Source organism: Pseudomonas sp. MWU12-3103b, assembly GCF_023100615.1.
GTDB classification, from domain to species: Bacteria; Pseudomonadota; Gammaproteobacteria; order Pseudomonadales; family Pseudomonadaceae; genus Aquipseudomonas; species Aquipseudomonas putida_A.
In genome coordinates this window covers 263287-279307 of sequence record NZ_JALMEY010000002.1, presented here as the reverse complement: position 1 = coordinate 279307, position 16021 = coordinate 263287, and the positions used below count along the sequence as shown (strand labels likewise).

Below are 16021 nucleotides of genomic sequence, written 5' to 3'. Positions count from 1 at the left end.
CGGCATCAATCGAGTCACATCCGATTATCGAGTTTTCAACCTCGGGTTCCGGCGACAGGATTTGCTGATTACTCAAGCGAGCAGAAACAAAAAAGCCCCGTAGCTTCTCAGCTACGGGGCTTTTTCTATATATGGCGGAGAGATAGGGATTCGAACCCTAGGTACCGGTGAAGGTACAACGGATTTCGAATCCGTCCCATTCGGCCACTCTGGCATCTCTCCAACGGCGCGCATCATAACAACACTTCTGCCGAAAGCAAACCCTCTTTCGAAAATTTTCTTCGTGCTATCAGATGCTTGCGTCGATTAAAGCGGTACACCCAGACGATTGGCGACTTCTTCGTAGGCTTCGATGACGTCACCGAGGCCCTGGCGGAAGCGGTCTTTGTCCATCTTCTTCTTGGTGTCCTTGTCCCACAGGCGGCAGCCGTCCGGGCTGAACTCGTCGCCGAGGACGATCGAGCCGTCGCTGAACACGCCGAATTCAAGCTTGAAGTCCACCAGCAGCAGGCCTGCGTCGTCGAACAGTTTGCTCAGGACTTCGTTGACCTTGAGCGACAGCTCTTTCATGCGTGCCAGTTGCTCGGCGGTGCCCCAACCGAATGCCACGACGTGGGATTCGTTGATGAACGGGTCGCCCTTGGCGTCGTCCTTGAGGAACAGTTCGAAGGTGTACGGGTTGAGCTTCATGCCCTCTTCGACGCCCAGACGTTTTACCAGGCTGCCGGCGGCGTAGTTACGCACGACGCACTCGACCGGGATCATGTCCAGCTTCTTCACCAGGCACTCGTTGTCGCCCAGCAGTTTGTCGAATTGGGTCGGAATGCCGGCCGCTTCGAGTTTCTGCATGATGAAGGCGTTGAACTTGTTGTTCACCATGCCTTTGCGGTCGAGCTGCTCGATGCGCTTGCCGTCGAACGCCGAGGTGTCGTTGCGAAACAGCAGGATCAAACGGTCAGCGTCGTCGGTCTTGTAAACCGATTTGGCTTTGCCGCGGTAGAGTTCTTCACGTTTTTCCATGATGGGCTCCGCTTGCTAAGTAGATGGGCTAGGCGATATGGCGCCAGTCGAGCCCTGAATCTTGATCGGCCAGTTGCAGCCAGTCCGGGTCGCACCCGAGGGTGTCGACGAAACATTGCCGGGCCAGCTGCGGCAGGTTGTTCTTGCTGCTCAGGTGGGCGAGAACCAGATGCTGCAAGCCCTGCCACCCCAACTCGGCCACCAGGAATGCCGCCTGATGGTTGTTCAAATGTCCCAGCTCGCCGCCCACCCGTTGCTTGAGAAAGTACGGATAGTGACCACGGGCCAGCATGTCGCGGCAGTGGTTGGACTCGATCATCAACGCATCGAGATCCCGATAGCCGTCCAGCACCCGCTCGCAATAGGAACCCAGGTCGGTCAGCAGGCCGAAGCGCCGCTGCTCGTTATCACTGAATACGTACTGGGTCGGCTCCTGCGCATCATGGGCCACGGCAATGACCCCGATGTTCAGTGCGCCGATCTGCAGCTGCTCGCCGCCGGCCAGAAAGCCTGCGGGTTCGATCGGTTTGCGCATCCCGCGCAGTGTGCCGCGACTGAGGTAGACCGGCAGATTGTAGCGCCGAGACAGCAAACCCACGCCATGCACGTGGTCGGCATGTTCGTGGGTTACGAGTATCGCGCTCAGTTGCGCCGGGTGAATCCCCAGACGCAACAGGCGTTTTTCGGTTTCCCGCAGGGAAAAACCACAATCCACCAGCACATAGGTATCAGCGCTGGCGATCAGCGTGCCGTTCCCTTGGCTACCGCTGCCGAGAACGGCAAAGCGCATGTGATCAGCCCAGGTTGTCCTGAATCACGCTCAACACTTTGCGCGCCACATCGGCCGGCGCAACGGTATTGATGTTCTTCTCTACGGTCACCTGAACGTTCTCACCGACCTTGCTCAGGCGAACCTGATAACGCTCGGCGCGGGCTTCAACTTCTTCCTTGGTCGGCGCACTGCCGAACAGGCTGCTGAAGAAACCAGGCTTGTCGTCTTTCTTCTCGGCTTTCTCGGCCAGGTTGATGTAGTACAGGCCCAGGCTGCGGTTGATGTCTTCAACGCGCCACTGACCTTGCTCCAGCGCACGACCGACGCTCGACCAGGCACGATCCAGGTCAGGACCGACGTTCAGTACCGGGTTGCCACTGCCGTCTTCGCTGAGGCTGACACGGCTCGGGGTATCGAAATCGCGCGAAGCCAGCATCGACACCGAACCACCCTTCTCGGAGATCCGGCTCATGCTCGCGAGCATGTCGTCGACCAGCGCGGCGTCCAGGCCAGTGTTGACCGAACGGTTGGTGAAATCGACGTCGGCGGTGCTGCCGGCAGGACGCTCGGCGCTGACCACGTAGATTTCACTGGTGTTGCGCTGCACGCCTGGCTCGATACGCACCCGCACGCGGGTTTCGCTGTCGGCACCGACACCGGCGGCGCTCAGGCGCTTGGCCATGGCGGCGGACAGTTCGTCGGAATGCTGCCAGGTGGTGGTGAATTCGCCGGTTTGCGGACGCTGTTCATCCAGCCGAAAACCATTGTCCTGGAAGAACTGTACCGCCACTGGCCAGACTTCGGCCGGCGGGTGCTGGGCCACGACCCAACGCGAGTCACCGCTCTTCTGCAGCGAGTAGTCGGTCGCCTCGGCAACCGCCGTCAGCGGTTGCGGGCGCGGTACCACGTATTCGCCCTTCGCCGTGTCATCGGCCACGTTGCGCGGGATCGGCAACAGCGGATCCAGACGCTTGGAGGTGCTGACATTCGGTGGCAGTTGCATCGGTGCAGTCTGTTGCGCTTCCAGGTAATCGCTACCACGGTCACGGAAATAACCTTCCGGGCCCCAGACCCATCCGCAGCCACTGGTGCTGGAGATAATCAAGGCAAGTGCGGAAAGTCCGGCCATTCGCTTCATGCGTTGTACTTCCTCAATTAAACCAGGACGCTGCACTGGCGCAGGGCCGTGCGAAGCGTTTCATGACAAGGAGCGCTCAGCCAGGTCAACGGCAGGCGGATGCCTTCGTGCATCAGGCCCATTTCAACCAAAGCCCACTTCACCGGAATCGGGTTGGCTTCGATGAACAGGTCCTTGTGCAGCGGCATCAATTTTTCGTTGATCGCCCGTGCGGTCTCGGCGTCGCCGTTCAGCGCGGCCTCGCACAGGTCAGCCATTTCGCGCGGGGCGACGTTGGCCGTTACGGAGATGTTGCCTTTGCCGCCCAGCAGGATCAGCTCGACCGCGGTCGGATCATCGCCGGACAGCACGATGAAGTCCTTGCTCACGCCGTCGATGATGGCTTTGGCGCGTTTCAGGTCGCCGGTGGCTTCCTTGATGCCGATGATGTTCGGCACGCTGGACAGGCGAATTACGGTCTCGGCCTGCATGTCGCAGGAGGTGCGGCCGGGAACGTTGTAGAGAATCTGTGGAATGTCGACGGCTTCGGCAATGTGCTTGAAGTGCTGGTACAGGCCTTCCTGGGTCGGCTTGTTGTAGTACGGAACTACCAGCAGGCAGGCGTCGGCGCCGGCTTCCTTGGCGTTGCGGGTCAGCTCGACGGCTTCGCGGGTCGAGTTGGCGCCGGTACCGGCGATCACCGGAATGCGCCCGGCTACCTGTTTGACCACGGCTTTGATGACGGCGATGTGTTCTTCTACATCAAGGGTCGCCGACTCGCCGGTAGTACCGACCGCGACAATGGCATGGGTGCCGTTCTTGAGATGGAAGTCCACGAGTTTGCTGAGGCTGTCCCAGTCAAGACGCCCTTGTGCATCCATGGGAGTGACCAGTGCCACCATACTGCCCGCAATCATGAAACCGCTCCTGCCGGAAAAAGAGAGCGGTAATGGTACTGGCGCCAAGATGCTTGCACAAGCGAAGTACTGCGCCGCCATTCCCCTTGGCGTCGGTTTTCGCTACCCTTCAGACTTTGATCGGTACAGATCAGCTTGTACGCCGGGTTCCAGCCTCCCCTTTCGGCCTCCCAGGCCCCGTTCCAGTGTCGCTGCTGCACGCTCCGCCTTTATTGGAGCGAATTGCGAGCCACGGCCCGGGGCTTTCTGAACGGGCACGCGCAGACGCTTCCCGACGGCCAACGCCCATCGACCTACCGACCGCTCATCGCTTTAGGAATGCTGCATGTCCACCCCCACAGTTCGCGAACAATTCCTTGTCATCAGTGCCCTTGGCGCCAACCCCATGGAGCTGACTAACGTCCTGTGCCGCGCCAGCCATGAAAATCGCTGCGCCGTCGTCACCTCCCGCCTGACTCGCCATGGCGAATGCAGCGCCCTGGTGCTGGAAATCTCCGGCAGCTGGGACGCGCTGGCCCGCCTCGAAGGCAGCCTGCCGACCCTGGCCAAGCGCCACGCATTCACCGTCAACGTGGTACGCAGCGCGGCCCTGGAAAATCGTCCACAGGCCCTGCCGTACGTGGCTTATGTCAGCTCGGCGTATCGCCCGGACATCATCAATGAGCTGTGCCAGTTCTTCATGGATCACAACGTCGAGCTGGAAAACCTGACCTGCGATACCTATCAGGCCCCGCAGACTGGCGGCACCATGCTCAACGCCACGTTCACCGTAACGCTGCCGGCCGGCACCCAGATCAGCTGGCTGCGCGACCAGTTCCTGGACTTCGCCGACGCGATGAACCTGGATGCGCTGATCGAACCTTGGCGCCCACAAAACCCAATGTAAGGAAGCTTTCATGGCCGTTGTCATCGACCAACCGGTTGCGGATTTCGAAGCACCTGCCACCAGCGGGCAGACCGTCAGCTTGTCCGCCCTGAAGGGCAAGCAAGTGGTGATCTACTTCTATCCGAAGGACAGCACCCCCGGCTGCACCACCGAAGGCCAGGGTTTTCGTGACCAGTACGCGGCGTTCCAGGCCGCTAATACCGAGATTTTCGGTATCTCCCGCGACAGCCTGAAGTCTCACGAGAACTTCAAGTGCAAGCAGGAATTTCCGTTCGAGCTGATCAGCGACAAGGATGAAGCCGTCTGCCAGCTGTTCGACGTGATCAAGCTGAAGAAACTGTATGGCAAGGAATATCTGGGCGTTGATCGCAGCACATTCCTGATCGACAAGAATGGCGTGCTGCGCCAGGAATGGCGCGGCGTGAAAGTGCCGGGACATGTGGATGCTGTGCTGACTGCGGCTCAGGCGCTGAACAAGGCCTGATATTTCTGCGTCGTTTTCACTGACGCCTTCGCGAGCAAGCTCGCTCCCACATAGACCTCGGTCAACTGTGGGAGCGGGCTTGCTCGCGAAGAGGCCATAAGCCGCAACGAGTAATCCGGCTTTAAAGCAACGGAGCGACAACCGGCTCCTTGCGCGGCCACGCATCCAGCACGGCCTTGAACAGCGTCGCCAGCGGAATTGCGAAGAACACGCCCCAGAACCCCCACAACCCGCCAAACAACAGCACCGCACAAATGATTGCCACCGGGTGCAGGTTGACCGCCTCGGAAAACAGCAACGGCACCAGCACGTTGCCATCCAGGGTCTGAATGATCCCGTAGACCGCCATCAGATAGATGAACTGATCGCTCCAGCCCCACTGGAACAACGCAATCAGCAACACCGGCACGGTCACCACCACCGCGCCGACGTACGGCACCACCACCGACACCCCGACCAGCAACGCCAGCAGCGCCGCATAGTTGAGGCCGAGCGCGACGAACGCGATGTAGGTCACGCCGCCACAGATCACAATCTCGATGACCTTGCCACGAATGTAGTTGGCGATCTGCCGGTTCATTTCCTGCGCCACGCGGGTGATCAGCGCTCGCTCACGGGGCAGATAGCCGCGCACCCACTCGCCGATCATGGCCCGATCCTTGAGAAAGAAGAACACCAGAATCGGCACCAGCACCAGATAGATCATGATGTTGACCAGCAGCGGCAGGCTCGACAGGGAAAAGGTCAGCGCCCATTGGCCGAACTTGCCGATTTCGCCACGCGCCGCTTCGATGGCCTGCAGCACCTGCTCGTCAGAGACCAGATGCGGATAGCGCTCCGGCAGCAACAGCAGCAGCGACTGCCATTTGGCGAGCATGCCCGGAAGTTCGTTGAACAGCGTGATCAACTGATGCCACAGCAACGGCAAGACCACCACGATGAACACCAGCAACACGCCCATGAACAGCGCAAACACCAGCCCCACCGCCGCCGCACCAGGCAAGCGCATGCGTTCAAGAGCGAGCACCAGCCCCTGCATCAGATACGCCAACACCATCCCCGCCAATACCGGCGCGAGCATGCCACCGAGCGTGAGCACCGCGGTGAAGGCGAGAAACAGCAGCACCGCCAGCACCACCGCTTCTTCGTCGGAAAAGTAGCGCTGAATCCAGTCGCGTAACACTTTGAACATCAATAATCCTTAGGTCTTTTACGCTGTCGGTTCAGGCTTTTTTCAACCAGTAACGGTAGACGCCCGCTTCGTCTTCTTCGCGCAGCAGCGTATGACCGGCCAGACGGGCAAAGGTGCGGAAGTCACGCTGCGAACCCGCGTCCGTGGCGATCACCTTGAGCACCGCGCCGCTGGGCAGCTTGTTGAGTTCCATCTTGGCCTTGAGCAACGGCAACGGGCAATTCAGGCCACTGGCATCCAATTCACAGTCATGGGCTACAGCGTCAGTCATTGCGTCACTCCGGTTCAGGTGGTTGAGCTGCCTAGAATATCTGGTCGCAAGCCCGGTGTCCGGCTACAGTAAGGTCTTTGTCTTCTAAGGCTTTGTGCATGACATTTCTGCGCCCTACCCTGCTGACGCTCGCTTGCCTGCTCGCCTCACCGGGCTTTGCCGACGATCTGCCGTCACTTGGCGACGCCAGTTCTGCCATTGTCTCTCCGCAACAGGAATACCAGTTGGGCCGCGCCTGGCTGGCCATGTTGCGCAGTCAGGTTGCACAGCTCAACGATCCGCAGCTCAAAGACTACGTCGAATCCAGCGTCTACAAGCTGGTGGAAACCAGCCAGGTGACCGATCGTCGCCTGGAATTCATTCTGATCAACAGCCCGCAACTCAACGCTTTCGCGGCGCCGGGTGGCGTGGTCGGGGTCAACGGTGGCCTGTTCCTCAACGCGCAGACTGAAGGCGAATACGCCTCGGTACTGGCCCACGAACTGGCGCACTTGTCACAGCGCCACTTCGCGCGCGGCGTCGAAGCTTCGCAGCGCATGCAGGTGCCGATGATGGCGGCGCTGCTCGCCGGGATCGTGATTGCCGCCGCCGGTGGCGGTGATGCCGGGATCGCGACCATCGCCGGTACTCAGGCCGCAGCCATTCAGTCGCAGCGTACCTTCTCGCGCCAGAACGAGCAGGAAGCCGACCGTATCGGCATCCTCAATCTGGAAAAGGCCGGATACGACCCGCGCTCGATGCCGACCATGTTCGAACGCCTGATGCGCCAGTATCGCTTCGACGCCAAGCCGCCAGAATTTCTGCTGACTCACCCGGTGACCGAATCGCGTATCGCCGACACCCGTAACCGCGCAGAACAAGCGCCAGCGGGCGGCATTGAAGACAGCATGCGCTATCAGTTGATCCGCGCCCGCGTACAGCTGATCTACGAAGAAACCCCGGGACTGGGCGCCAAGCGCTTTCGTGCACAACTGGACGAGAACCCGAAGAACGACGTGGCGCGCTATGGCCTGGCGATCGCCCAGATCAAGGGCGGCCAGCTCAATGAAGCCAGGGAGAATCTCAAACAGCTGCTGGCCAAGTCACCCAACGAGATCATCTACAACCTCGCACAGATCGACCTGGACATCACCAACAACCGCCTGCCGGATGCGCAAACGCGGGTTGACCGCATGCTCACCCAGTATCCGGGCAACTACCCACTGAATCAGGTTCGGGTCGATCTGTTGCTGAAACAGAATCGCACCGCCGACGCCGAGAAAGCCCTCGACAGCTTGCTCAAATCCCGTCCGAATGATCCGGACGTGTGGTATCAGGTCGCCGAAACCCGTGGCCTCTCTGGCAACATCATTGGTCTGCATCAGGCCCGCGCCGAGTACTTCGCGCTGGTCGGCGATTATCGTCAGGCGATCCAGCAGCTTGATTTTGCCAAGCGCAAGGCGGGCAGCAACTTCCCGCTGTCCTCGCGGATCGATGCACGCCAGCGCGAGCTGATGGAGCAGGAACGCATGATCAAGGACATGATGGGCTGAGTTTTCATCAGCGACATAAAAATTTCAGGCATAAAAAAACCGCCTCTTTCGAGGCGGTTTTTATTTCACCGCAACCGGGTTATTCAGCCAGTTTGAAGGTGATGAAGCTCGCGCGACCTTCACGCAGGACGCGCATCGACACCGAACGATTCTTCGGCAGCGCCTTGGCGATCTCGGCGAATTCCTTGGTGGAGCCAATGGCCTGGTTGTTCAGGTGAGTGATCACGTCACCCGGTTGCAGACCGATCAAAGCCGCAGGACCGTCCTGAACTTCCTTGATCACCACTCCGCCCTTGAGGTCGTAGGTTTTCTTCTGCTCAGCGGTCAGTTCCGCCACCGAAACGCCGAGGCGGTTGCTGCTGCTTTCCGCACCCGACTTCGGCAGTGCAGCCAGCTCTTTGTCCTCATCCGGAATCGCACCGACAGTCAGCTCGACATTCTTGCGTTTGCCGTCACGGATCACTTCGAGGTTGGCCTTGGCGCCCGCTTTCAGCGCACCGACCAAGTGTGGCAGGTCGGCGGACATGACGATCGGCTGACCGTTCATGCTCAGGATCACGTCGCCCACTTGCAGGCCACCCTTGGCTGCCGGACCGTCATCCTGAATCTGCGCAACCAGCGCACCGGCCGGCTTATCAAGACCGAACGACTCGGCCAGATCCTTGTTCACTTCCTGGATGACCACGCCCAGCCAGCCGCGGCTGACTTTGCCACCGCTTTTCAGCTGATTGGAAACGTCCATCGCCACGTCGATCGGAATGGCGAACGACACACCCATGAAGCCACCGGAACGGGTGTAGATCTGCGAGTTGATCCCGACCACTTCACCGTTCAGGTTGAACAGCGGGCCACCGGAGTTACCCGGGTTGATCGGCACGTCGGTCTGGATGAACGGCACGTAGTTTTCGTTCGGCAGGCTACGGCCGACGGCGCTGACAATACCTTGGGTCACGGTGTGGTCAAAGCCGAACGGCGAACCGATCGCCACGACCCACTGACCCGCCTTCAGGTCCTGGGACTTGCCGAGCTTGAGCACCGGCAGATCCTTGCCATCGATTTTCAGCAGGGCCACGTCGGAACGTGGGTCGGTACCGATCAGCTTGGCTTTCATTTCACTGCGATCAGCCAGACGCACGAGGATTTCGTCGGCATCGGCAATCACATGGTTGTTGGTCAGGATGTAGCCATCGGAGGAAATGATGAAGCCCGAACCGAGCGATTGCGCTTCACGCTGACGATCGCCGCGCGGCGAACGCTGCTGAGGCGGCATGCCACGCTCGAAGAACTCGCGCAACATCGGCGGCAAGCCTTCCAGGTCAGGCATCTGCTGGTTCACCTTGCGGTCCGGCAGCTTCTGCGTGGTACTGATGTTCACCACTGCAGGCGAGGCCTGTTCAACCAGTTGGGTGAAATCCGGCAGGTCGGCCGCCTGGGCAGCGGGGACAGCCTGACCCAGCACCAGCACGGTGGCGAAAATGGAGAGATAAGACTTCAAGCTAAGTATCGACATACAGCTCCCGTTACGACGAGCAGGGTTAAGCGATATGGAGCAAGGAACACCGGGAACCGCGGGCCGGTATTTTTGTTCCGGGAACAACAGACAAGGCCAGAGCCGTGAGGCTCTGACCTATAAAAAACTTTCGGGTGATTTGCAAATGAAAATGCTGAGCAAACATTTCATCTACGTCTCAAAGAAGAAGTGGAAATGACTGAAATCAGCTCACTGCTTGCTGGTTGCAGCGCCATCGTTACGCATCGAAAGAGCAATCCTCTCGGCCGTGCCGATTGGAATTTCGCCGACCACCGTCACCATCATCTCACCCTCAGGCGTAGTGAGGCGGCGGGAAACTGCGACAGTCGGCCCCAACTGCGTGCGGGTATCGGTCACTGTTGCACCGTTCAACGGCTCAAGAAACACTGAAAACCGCGCCAGCCCGTCGTCATACATCAGGCTGCTGACTTGAGTTTTGGTTTCGGAATCTTTGTGTGAAGTACTGCTGGTCAGCACGAAACCCGGAGGCAGCCAGTCGGAATGCCAGACCTGAGCCGTTTTCACGGCAGACGCCTTGTCACTATCAATAGTGACGGCCTTGCACTCGGCGCCAGCTTGAAGGTCTTTGTCCGACGGGACATCAGCGGTATCGAGGCTGGTGAACTGGAAACGCTCGAGTAGCTGCCCTTTATCGTTGAGCAACAACGACTTCAGTGGCAATCCGGTCTGTTTATCCAGATGCAGTTCGAAACCATAACGATGCTGGTCGCGAGGCGTCAACGATACGATGACCGCATCACGCCCGGCCACGCGCGACTTGCCGATGACGGCAAGCTCATACCAGTTTTTCAGCTTTTGGGGATCAAGCGAACGAGCGGTCGAGTTGGGAGAGTCTCCCAACCCCGCAATCAGAGTGCCGCTGACGCATTGAGTATGCCCATCAACACGCACGACTTCCTGAGCCGAGCCGTCGAGCTGAAGTAAACGCTCGCGGACCTGACCACTCTGGACACGATGCCAGATATTGTGGGTAGAAAAACTACCGTTACGCTCGTATACGAAAGTGCCTTGGAAGCTTTGCTGCTGCTCGGCCTGACCCAGGCGGATCAACCAGTCCTGGGCCTCGTCGGCATGGGCTGGAACAATGAACCAGCCGCTAAGCAGAAGCGAAAGTAGAGGTATGGCGCGCATGATCCTCCTTAACGGTTTTCCATGCTTGCTGCACGCGCATAAGGCAGAGCGCTTTCAGTACCTTTCAACGCAGCTTGCTGGGCATGCTGACGCAGATAGCCTGGCAGACGCTGATCGTGCCAGCCTGGCTGACCTTGCAGAACGCCGTTGGCCATCGGCCCCGTAGTTTCCGAGCTTTCCTTGTAGCCAGCCAGGACGGCCGGGCCTTTGACCTGCGGCGCAACCAGCGAAGGCTGATTGGACTGCTGGGCCAGCTCGACGCCAGCGATCTCGTCCTGGTTGTACAGGCGCACACCAGCCAGTACCGCAACGGTCACCGAAGCCGCAACGGCCAGACGACCCAGATTGCGCCAAGGGCCGCGGGATACTTTGGCTGGAGCCGTTTCGTCTTCCAGCGCAGCAGAAACTGCCGCAGCAATGTCCAGACGCGGAAGCAGCAGATCCTTGTGCATGGCTGCCCGAGCGATCTGATAACGAGCCCAGGTCTCACGGGTTTCAACATCGTCCAGTGCATTGATCACTCGACGCAATTCCAGTTCGTCCGCTTCGTTATCCATCACTGCGGACAGCGATTCCTGCAGGGCTTCACGACTCATGGCGTTCCTCTCTTGGCTGTCGCCGCTGTCTCAGTTTTCCTGCAACAACGGCTGCAGGGCTTTATCGATGGCCTCCCGGGCGCGGAAAATCCGGGAGCGCACGGTACCCACCGGACACTGCATGACGCTCGCAATGTCCTCGTAACTCAGACCATCGAATTCACGTAAAGTTAAAGCCGTACGTAAATCCTCTGGCAGTTGCTGAATGGTTCGATGGACGGTGCCTTCGATCTCATCCCGCAGCAACGCGCGTTCCGGCGATTCGAGATCCTTCAGGCCGTGATCGCCGTCGTAGAACTCTGCATCTTCGGAACTTACATCGCTATCCGGCGGCCGGCGGCCGCGTGAAACCAGATAGTTCTTTGCCGTGTTGATGGCAATGCGGTAAAGCCACGTATAGAACGCGCTGTCTCCGCGAAAGTTTCCTAGCGCTCGGTAGGCCTTGATAAAGGCTTCCTGAGCCACATCCTGGGCTTCATGGGTGTCGTGCACGAAACGCACGATCAACCCGAGAATTTTGTGCTGATATTTCAGCACCAGCAGATCGAAAGCTCGCTTGTCGCCACGCTGAACGCGCTCGACCAGCTGCTGATCCTCTTCCTGGGTTAGCATGAACACTCCTCGATAAGCATGGAGGAGGCTTGCATAACTAAACGACCAGACTTGCAAACATAGACTCGGGCTTTTCGCAAAAGTTCTCCCCCTCCAGGCAAGTTTCCTGCGGGCTCTGATTTGGCACGCACGAAAAACGCAGCGCGGGATAAACCGGCTGCGCGAATAATCTTGTCATCGGTTCGCCGGCAAAAACCCAATCGCAGGTTCTGCATTGAAGCCGACACTGTCCCGTGCTTCTGGCAACTGACTATTGATCTTGGGCCTCTGGCAAAAGTTCCAATTATTTATAGCCGCGCTGAAGCGACATCGAGCAACCGTGCGCTGAAAAAGCCTGTTTCATCCTCGATACAGTCGCCTTTTCCCAAAACGACAGAAAAAAACGTCCGACGAAGCGTCAAGCTTTTGTCGTCACAGTAGTTTCACAATGCCATACGAGCTCGGCTATTGTGCCGCTCCACCCCTCTATATACTAGTGGGCTGTGTGGCTGTCTTGACTCGCCGATCCAGCTGTCCTGCGCCACCCCCGATCCGGGTCGCTTTGAGCGGAATCCTGAAATGAGCCAACAGTTTCAACACGATGTTCTGGTCATTGGCAGCGGCGCTGCCGGTTTGAGTCTCGCGCTGACCTTGCCGGGTCATTTGCGCATTGCCGTATTGAGCAAAGGTGATCTGGCCAACGGCTCGACTTATTGGGCCCAGGGCGGCGTCGCTGCCGTGCTGGACGATACCGATACTGTCGAATCCCACGTCGACGACACCCTGAACGCCGGCGGCGGTCTGTGCCATGAAGACGCGGTGCGTTTTACCGTCGAGCACAGCCGCGAAGCCATCCAGTGGCTGATCGACCAGGGGGTGCCGTTCACCCGCGACGAACAGTCCGGCACCGAAGACGGCGGTTTCGAATTCCACCTGACTCGCGAAGGCGGCCACAGCCATCGGCGCATCATCCATGCCGCGGACGCAACCGGCGCAGCGATTTTCACCACCCTCCTCGCCCAGGCCAGAGAACGCAGCAACATCGAACTGCTGGAGCAGCGAGTTGCCGTTGATCTGATCACCGAACGCCGTCTGGGCATGAGTGGCGAGCGCTGCCTCGGCGCCTATGTGCTGAATCGCGCGACCGGCGAAGTCGACACCTACGGCGCACGCTTCGTGATCCTCGCGTCCGGTGGCGCCGCCAAGGTCTACCTCTATACCAGTAACCCCGACGGCGCTTGCGGTGACGGCATCGCCATGGCCTGGCGCTCGGGCTGCAGAGTGGCGAACCTGGAATTCAACCAGTTCCACCCTACGTGCCTGTATCACCCGCAGGCCAAGAGTTTCCTGATCACGGAAGCCTTGCGTGGCGAAGGCGCGCACCTGAAGCTGCCCAACGGCGAACGGTTCATGCCGCGCTTCGACAAACGTGCCGAACTGGCGCCACGCGACATCGTCGCCCGCGCCATCGACCATGAAATGAAGCGGCTGGGCGTCGACTGCGTGTATCTCGACATCAGCCACAAGCCTGAAGCCTTCATCAAAAACCACTTCCCGACCGTCTACGAACGTTGCCTGGGTTTCGGCATCGACATCACCAAACAGCCGATCCCGGTCGTGCCGGCGGCGCACTACACCTGTGGTGGGGTGATGGTCGATCAACACGGTCGCACCGATGTGCCGGGGCTGTACGCCATCGGCGAAACCAGCTTCACCGGCCTGCACGGGGCCAACCGCATGGCCAGCAACTCGCTGCTCGAATGCTTCGTTTATGCCCGCTCGGCGGCAGCGGACATCCTTGCACAACTGGATGACGTCACCGCGCCAACCGCCCTGCCCGAGTGGGACGCCAGCCAGGTCACCGATTCCGACGAGGACGTGATCATCGCCCACAACTGGGACGAGCTGCGCCGCTTCATGTGGGACTACGTGGGGATCGTGCGCACCAATAAGCGCCTGCAACGAGCGCAGCACCGCGTGCGTCTGTTGCTGGACGAGATCGACGAGTTCTACAGCAACTATAAAGTCAGCCGCGACCTGATCGAGCTGCGTAATCTGGCGCAAGTCGCCGAACTGATGATCTGCTCTGCCATGGAGCGCAAGGAAAGTCGCGGTCTGCATTACACCCTCGACTACCCGAACCTGCTGCCCGAGGCGCTCGACACTATTCTGGTGCCGCCCACCTACGCCGGCTGAACTTGAGCCGCACTCGCAGGCGTCGGTGCACATCCGCTGCCTGCGAGTCTCGCGGTACACAGATCGAGCGCACCCGCCGCTCCCCGCGCAAACGAAAGCGCAGCACCACGATCAACGGCAACGCCAGGCTGTCAGGGCGCAGCTGGACTGCTTGCCAGCCGCCCGCCTGATTCCATAATTGCCAGCCATCGGCATCGCGGCGCAATCGGCAAAAAGCCTGCGGATGCGTCAGCAGAATCTGCCGTGGCAACACCCACACGGCGTGCAGCAGACAGGCGAAAGCCCCGAGCAGACAGGCCCAGAGTGGAATCGACAGGAGAAACAACACACCCAGCGCGAACGCCTGGGTCAACAGATACGCCGCCAGCAACTGCCGAGAGGCATGCCAGCGGCATTCGAACGTATTACTTGGGCTGAACACGGTCCAGGATCATCCGGACCATGCGCTGCAGCTCAGGGTCTTCGGACTCACTGCGCTCCATGAACCAGCCGAACATGTCCTGATCCTCACAGGTCAGCAGACGGACATACAAGTCGCGATCGACCTGGTTGAGGTGCGGATAGACCTCTTTCACGAACGGCACCAGCAGTACGTCAAGTTCCAGCATGCCGCGGCGGCTGTGCCAGAAGAGGCGATTGAGTTCAACTTGTTCGACCATGGAGCCCTCCTCAAATAGGCGCGCAGTATACAGCCCCGGCGCGGGTCGCACAGTCGGCTTTGGTCGGGCACCACCGATCCTTTATCAACTACCCATTTCAACAACGCGCCCTTATGATGTGCCCCAGACTTTTTTACCCTGCGATGACCCATGGCCGATTCTGCTTTTTTCTGCACCCTGTCTCATGAAGGCGTACTCGCGGTTCGCGGCGTGGATGCCGGCAAATTCCTGCAAGGCCAATTGACCTGCAACATCAATTACCTCAGCGACAGCCAGGCCAGCCTGGGCGCGCGCTGCACGCAAAAAGGCCGGATGCAGTCGAGCTTCCGCATTCTGCTCGAAGGTGACGGCGTGCTGCTGGCAATGGCCAGTGAACTGCTGGAGCCGCAACTGGCGGATCTGAAAAAGTACGCGGTGTTCTCCAAGTCCAAACTGACCGACGAAAGCGCCGCCTGGGTGCGTTTTGGCCTGGAGCACGGCGACGCCGCGTTGGCCAGCCTGGGTCTGAGCCTGCCAAGCGAAACCGACAGCGTAGTGCGCAGCGCAGCCCTGATTGCGCTTCGCGTCTCGCCGGAACGCGCCGAACTCTGGGTACCGGCCGATCAAGCCGACGCCATCAAAGCCAAGTTGGCCACCGCCCTGCCTGAAGGCGAATTGAACCAATGGCTGCTGGGGCAGATTCGCGCCGGTATCGGTCAGGTCATGCCGACCACCCGCGAGCTGTTCATCCCGCAGATGCTCAACTTGCAGGCCGTCGGTGGCGTGAGTTTCAAGAAAGGTTGCTACACCGGCCAGGAAATCGTCGCGCGCATGCAGTACCTGGGCAAGCTCAAGCGTCGCCTCTATCGCGTAGAACTTGACGCGACTGAACTGCCAGAGCCGGGCACCCCGCTGTTCGCCCCAAGCCACAGCAGCGCCATCGGCGAAGTGGTGATTGCCGCCCGCGCCGCAGAAAAGATTGAACTGTTGGCGGTGTTGCAGGCCGAAGCTGCCGAAGCGGGTGATCTGCACCTGGGCGCCCTTGAAGGGCCAGCCCTGCATTTGCTCGACCTGCCCTACGAACTGGATCGCGACCGCGAAATCCAGCGCTGATCGCAGCTTTTGT

At 59.6% G+C, this 16021-nt stretch carries 17 protein-coding genes and 1 tRNA gene; 5 read left to right on the top strand and 13 right to left on the bottom strand.

Annotation, left to right across the window (positions count from 1 at the left end; translation table 11 throughout):
* Positions 1-132 precede the first annotated feature (132 nt).
* The 5 genes from M0808_RS05085 to dapA all read right to left on the bottom strand — a co-directional run bounded on the left by M0808_RS05085 (position 133) and on the right by dapA (position 3826).
* Positions 133-222, bottom strand: a tRNA-Ser gene (locus M0808_RS05085).
* A gap of 84 nt (positions 223-306) precedes the next feature.
* Complete coding sequence (gene purC, locus M0808_RS05080; protein ID WP_007963288.1) at positions 307-1020, bottom strand: phosphoribosylaminoimidazolesuccinocarboxamide synthase; 714 nt, start codon at positions 1018-1020, stop codon at positions 307-309.
* A 28-nt stretch (positions 1021-1048) separates the two neighbouring features.
* The gene (locus M0808_RS05075) at positions 1049-1810 is read right to left on the bottom strand and encodes an MBL fold metallo-hydrolase (RefSeq protein WP_247840157.1); all 762 of its coding nucleotides are present in this window, start codon (positions 1808-1810) and stop codon (positions 1049-1051) included.
* 4 nt (positions 1811-1814) lie between these two features.
* The gene (gene bamC / locus M0808_RS05070; protein WP_027614466.1) at positions 1815-2930 is read right to left on the bottom strand and encodes an outer membrane protein assembly factor BamC; all 1116 of its coding nucleotides are present in this window, start codon (positions 2928-2930) and stop codon (positions 1815-1817) included.
* A 17-nt stretch (positions 2931-2947) separates the two neighbouring features.
* Complete coding sequence (dapA, locus tag M0808_RS05065) at positions 2948-3826, bottom strand: 4-hydroxy-tetrahydrodipicolinate synthase (protein ID WP_098967670.1); 879 nt, start codon at positions 3824-3826, stop codon at positions 2948-2950.
* Between the two features lie 325 nt (positions 3827-4151).
* Here dapA and M0808_RS05060 point away from each other — a divergent pair, with 325 nt between their 5' ends.
* Positions 4152-4712, top strand: coding sequence for a glycine cleavage system protein R (locus M0808_RS05060; protein WP_007963284.1), 561 nt, complete (start codon positions 4152-4154; stop codon positions 4710-4712).
* A gap of 10 nt (positions 4713-4722) precedes the next feature.
* A complete protein-coding gene (locus M0808_RS05055; RefSeq protein ID WP_134785624.1) occupies positions 4723-5196 on the top strand; it encodes a peroxiredoxin in 474 nt (157 codons plus the stop codon).
* Between the two features lie 121 nt (positions 5197-5317).
* Here the strand turns inward: M0808_RS05055 and M0808_RS05050 are convergent, their stop codons facing one another.
* Both M0808_RS05050 and M0808_RS05045 read right to left on the bottom strand, forming a co-directional pair.
* Positions 5318-6388, bottom strand: a complete 1071-nt coding sequence (locus M0808_RS05050; protein WP_003222568.1) for an AI-2E family transporter — start codon at positions 6386-6388, stop codon at positions 5318-5320.
* A gap of 31 nt (positions 6389-6419) precedes the next feature.
* On the bottom strand, positions 6420-6659 hold the full coding sequence (locus tag M0808_RS05045) for a sulfurtransferase TusA family protein (protein WP_007963279.1): 240 nt from the start codon (positions 6657-6659) through the stop codon (positions 6420-6422).
* Between the two features lie 98 nt (positions 6660-6757).
* On the opposite strand from M0808_RS05045, the gene M0808_RS05040 reads away from it, so the two are divergent.
* Positions 6758-8191, top strand: a complete 1434-nt coding sequence (locus M0808_RS05040) for a M48 family metalloprotease (RefSeq protein WP_007963277.1) — start codon at positions 6758-6760, stop codon at positions 8189-8191.
* 79 nt (positions 8192-8270) lie between these two features.
* On the opposite strand, the gene M0808_RS05035 is transcribed toward M0808_RS05040, so the two are convergent.
* The 4 genes from M0808_RS05035 to rpoE form a co-directional block, all read right to left on the bottom strand.
* Positions 8271-9701: a DegQ family serine endoprotease gene (locus M0808_RS05035; protein WP_123586894.1), complete on the bottom strand. Its 1431-nt coding sequence runs from the start codon at positions 9699-9701 to the stop codon at positions 8271-8273.
* Between the two features lie 210 nt (positions 9702-9911).
* Positions 9912-10874 (bottom strand): MucB/RseB C-terminal domain-containing protein, encoded by a 963-nt coding sequence (locus tag M0808_RS05030; RefSeq protein WP_098967666.1) that lies wholly within the window; start codon positions 10872-10874, stop codon positions 9912-9914.
* 8 nt (positions 10875-10882) lie between these two features.
* A complete protein-coding gene (locus M0808_RS05025) occupies positions 10883-11470 on the bottom strand; it encodes an RseA family anti-sigma factor (RefSeq protein ID WP_003222558.1) in 588 nt (195 codons plus the stop codon).
* A 30-nt stretch (positions 11471-11500) separates the two neighbouring features.
* Positions 11501-12082: an RNA polymerase sigma factor RpoE gene (gene rpoE, locus M0808_RS05020; protein WP_003172477.1), complete on the bottom strand. Its 582-nt coding sequence runs from the start codon at positions 12080-12082 to the stop codon at positions 11501-11503.
* A 558-nt stretch (positions 12083-12640) separates the two neighbouring features.
* Between rpoE and nadB the strand changes: the two genes are divergently transcribed.
* Complete coding sequence (gene nadB, locus M0808_RS05015) at positions 12641-14257, top strand: L-aspartate oxidase (RefSeq protein ID WP_098967664.1); 1617 nt, start codon at positions 12641-12643, stop codon at positions 14255-14257.
* On the opposite strand, the gene M0808_RS05010 is transcribed toward nadB, so the two are convergent.
* Together M0808_RS05010 and M0808_RS05005 are read right to left on the bottom strand one after the other, a co-directional pair.
* Entirely contained in the window at positions 14226-14678 is a 453-nt protein-coding gene (locus M0808_RS05010; protein WP_097086670.1) for a protein YgfX, read from the bottom strand. The genes nadB and M0808_RS05010 overlap by 32 nt on opposite strands.
* Positions 14662-14916, bottom strand: coding sequence for a succinate dehydrogenase assembly factor 2 (locus M0808_RS05005; protein ID WP_003222550.1), 255 nt, complete (start codon positions 14914-14916; stop codon positions 14662-14664). The genes M0808_RS05010 and M0808_RS05005 overlap by 17 nt, the downstream gene beginning before the upstream one ends.
* A gap of 150 nt (positions 14917-15066) precedes the next feature.
* On the opposite strand from M0808_RS05005, the gene M0808_RS05000 reads away from it, so the two are divergent.
* Positions 15067-16008: a folate-binding protein YgfZ gene (locus M0808_RS05000; RefSeq protein WP_247840156.1), complete on the top strand. Its 942-nt coding sequence runs from the start codon at positions 15067-15069 to the stop codon at positions 16006-16008.
* The last annotated feature ends 13 nt before the right edge of the window (positions 16009-16021 follow it).

Coding starts and splice junctions, on each gene's coding strand:
- M0808_RS05035 (WP_123586894.1), bottom strand. CDS start 9,701: ATGTCGATACTTAGCTTGAAGTCTTATCTCTCCATTTTCGCCACCGTG.
- M0808_RS05025 (WP_003222558.1), bottom strand. CDS start 11,470: ATGAGTCGTGAAGCCCTGCAGGAATCGCTGTCCGCAGTGATGGATAAC.
- rpoE (WP_003172477.1), bottom strand. CDS start 12,082: ATGCTAACCCAGGAAGAGGATCAGCAGCTGGTCGAGCGCGTTCAGCGT.
- nadB (WP_098967664.1), top strand. CDS start 12,641: ATGAGCCAACAGTTTCAACACGATGTTCTGGTCATTGGCAGCGGCGCT.
- dapA (WP_098967670.1), bottom strand. CDS start 3,826: ATGATTGCGGGCAGTATGGTGGCACTGGTCACTCCCATGGATGCACAA.
- M0808_RS05050 (WP_003222568.1), bottom strand. CDS start 6,388: ATGTTCAAAGTGTTACGCGACTGGATTCAGCGCTACTTTTCCGACGAA.
- M0808_RS05045 (WP_007963279.1), bottom strand. CDS start 6,659: ATGACTGACGCTGTAGCCCATGACTGTGAATTGGATGCCAGTGGCCTG.
- M0808_RS05075 (WP_247840157.1), bottom strand. CDS start 1,810: ATGCGCTTTGCCGTTCTCGGCAGCGGTAGCCAAGGGAACGGCACGCTG.
- purC (WP_007963288.1), bottom strand. CDS start 1,020: ATGGAAAAACGTGAAGAACTCTACCGCGGCAAAGCCAAATCGGTTTAC.
- M0808_RS05055 (WP_134785624.1), top strand. CDS start 4,723: ATGGCCGTTGTCATCGACCAACCGGTTGCGGATTTCGAAGCACCTGCC.
- M0808_RS05060 (WP_007963284.1), top strand. CDS start 4,152: ATGTCCACCCCCACAGTTCGCGAACAATTCCTTGTCATCAGTGCCCTT.
- bamC (WP_027614466.1), bottom strand. CDS start 2,930: ATGAAGCGAATGGCCGGACTTTCCGCACTTGCCTTGATTATCTCCAGC.
- M0808_RS05005 (WP_003222550.1), bottom strand. CDS start 14,916: ATGGTCGAACAAGTTGAACTCAATCGCCTCTTCTGGCACAGCCGCCGC.
- M0808_RS05000 (WP_247840156.1), top strand. CDS start 15,067: ATGGCCGATTCTGCTTTTTTCTGCACCCTGTCTCATGAAGGCGTACTC.
- M0808_RS05040 (WP_007963277.1), top strand. CDS start 6,758: ATGACATTTCTGCGCCCTACCCTGCTGACGCTCGCTTGCCTGCTCGCC.
- M0808_RS05030 (WP_098967666.1), bottom strand. CDS start 10,874: ATGCGCGCCATACCTCTACTTTCGCTTCTGCTTAGCGGCTGGTTCATT.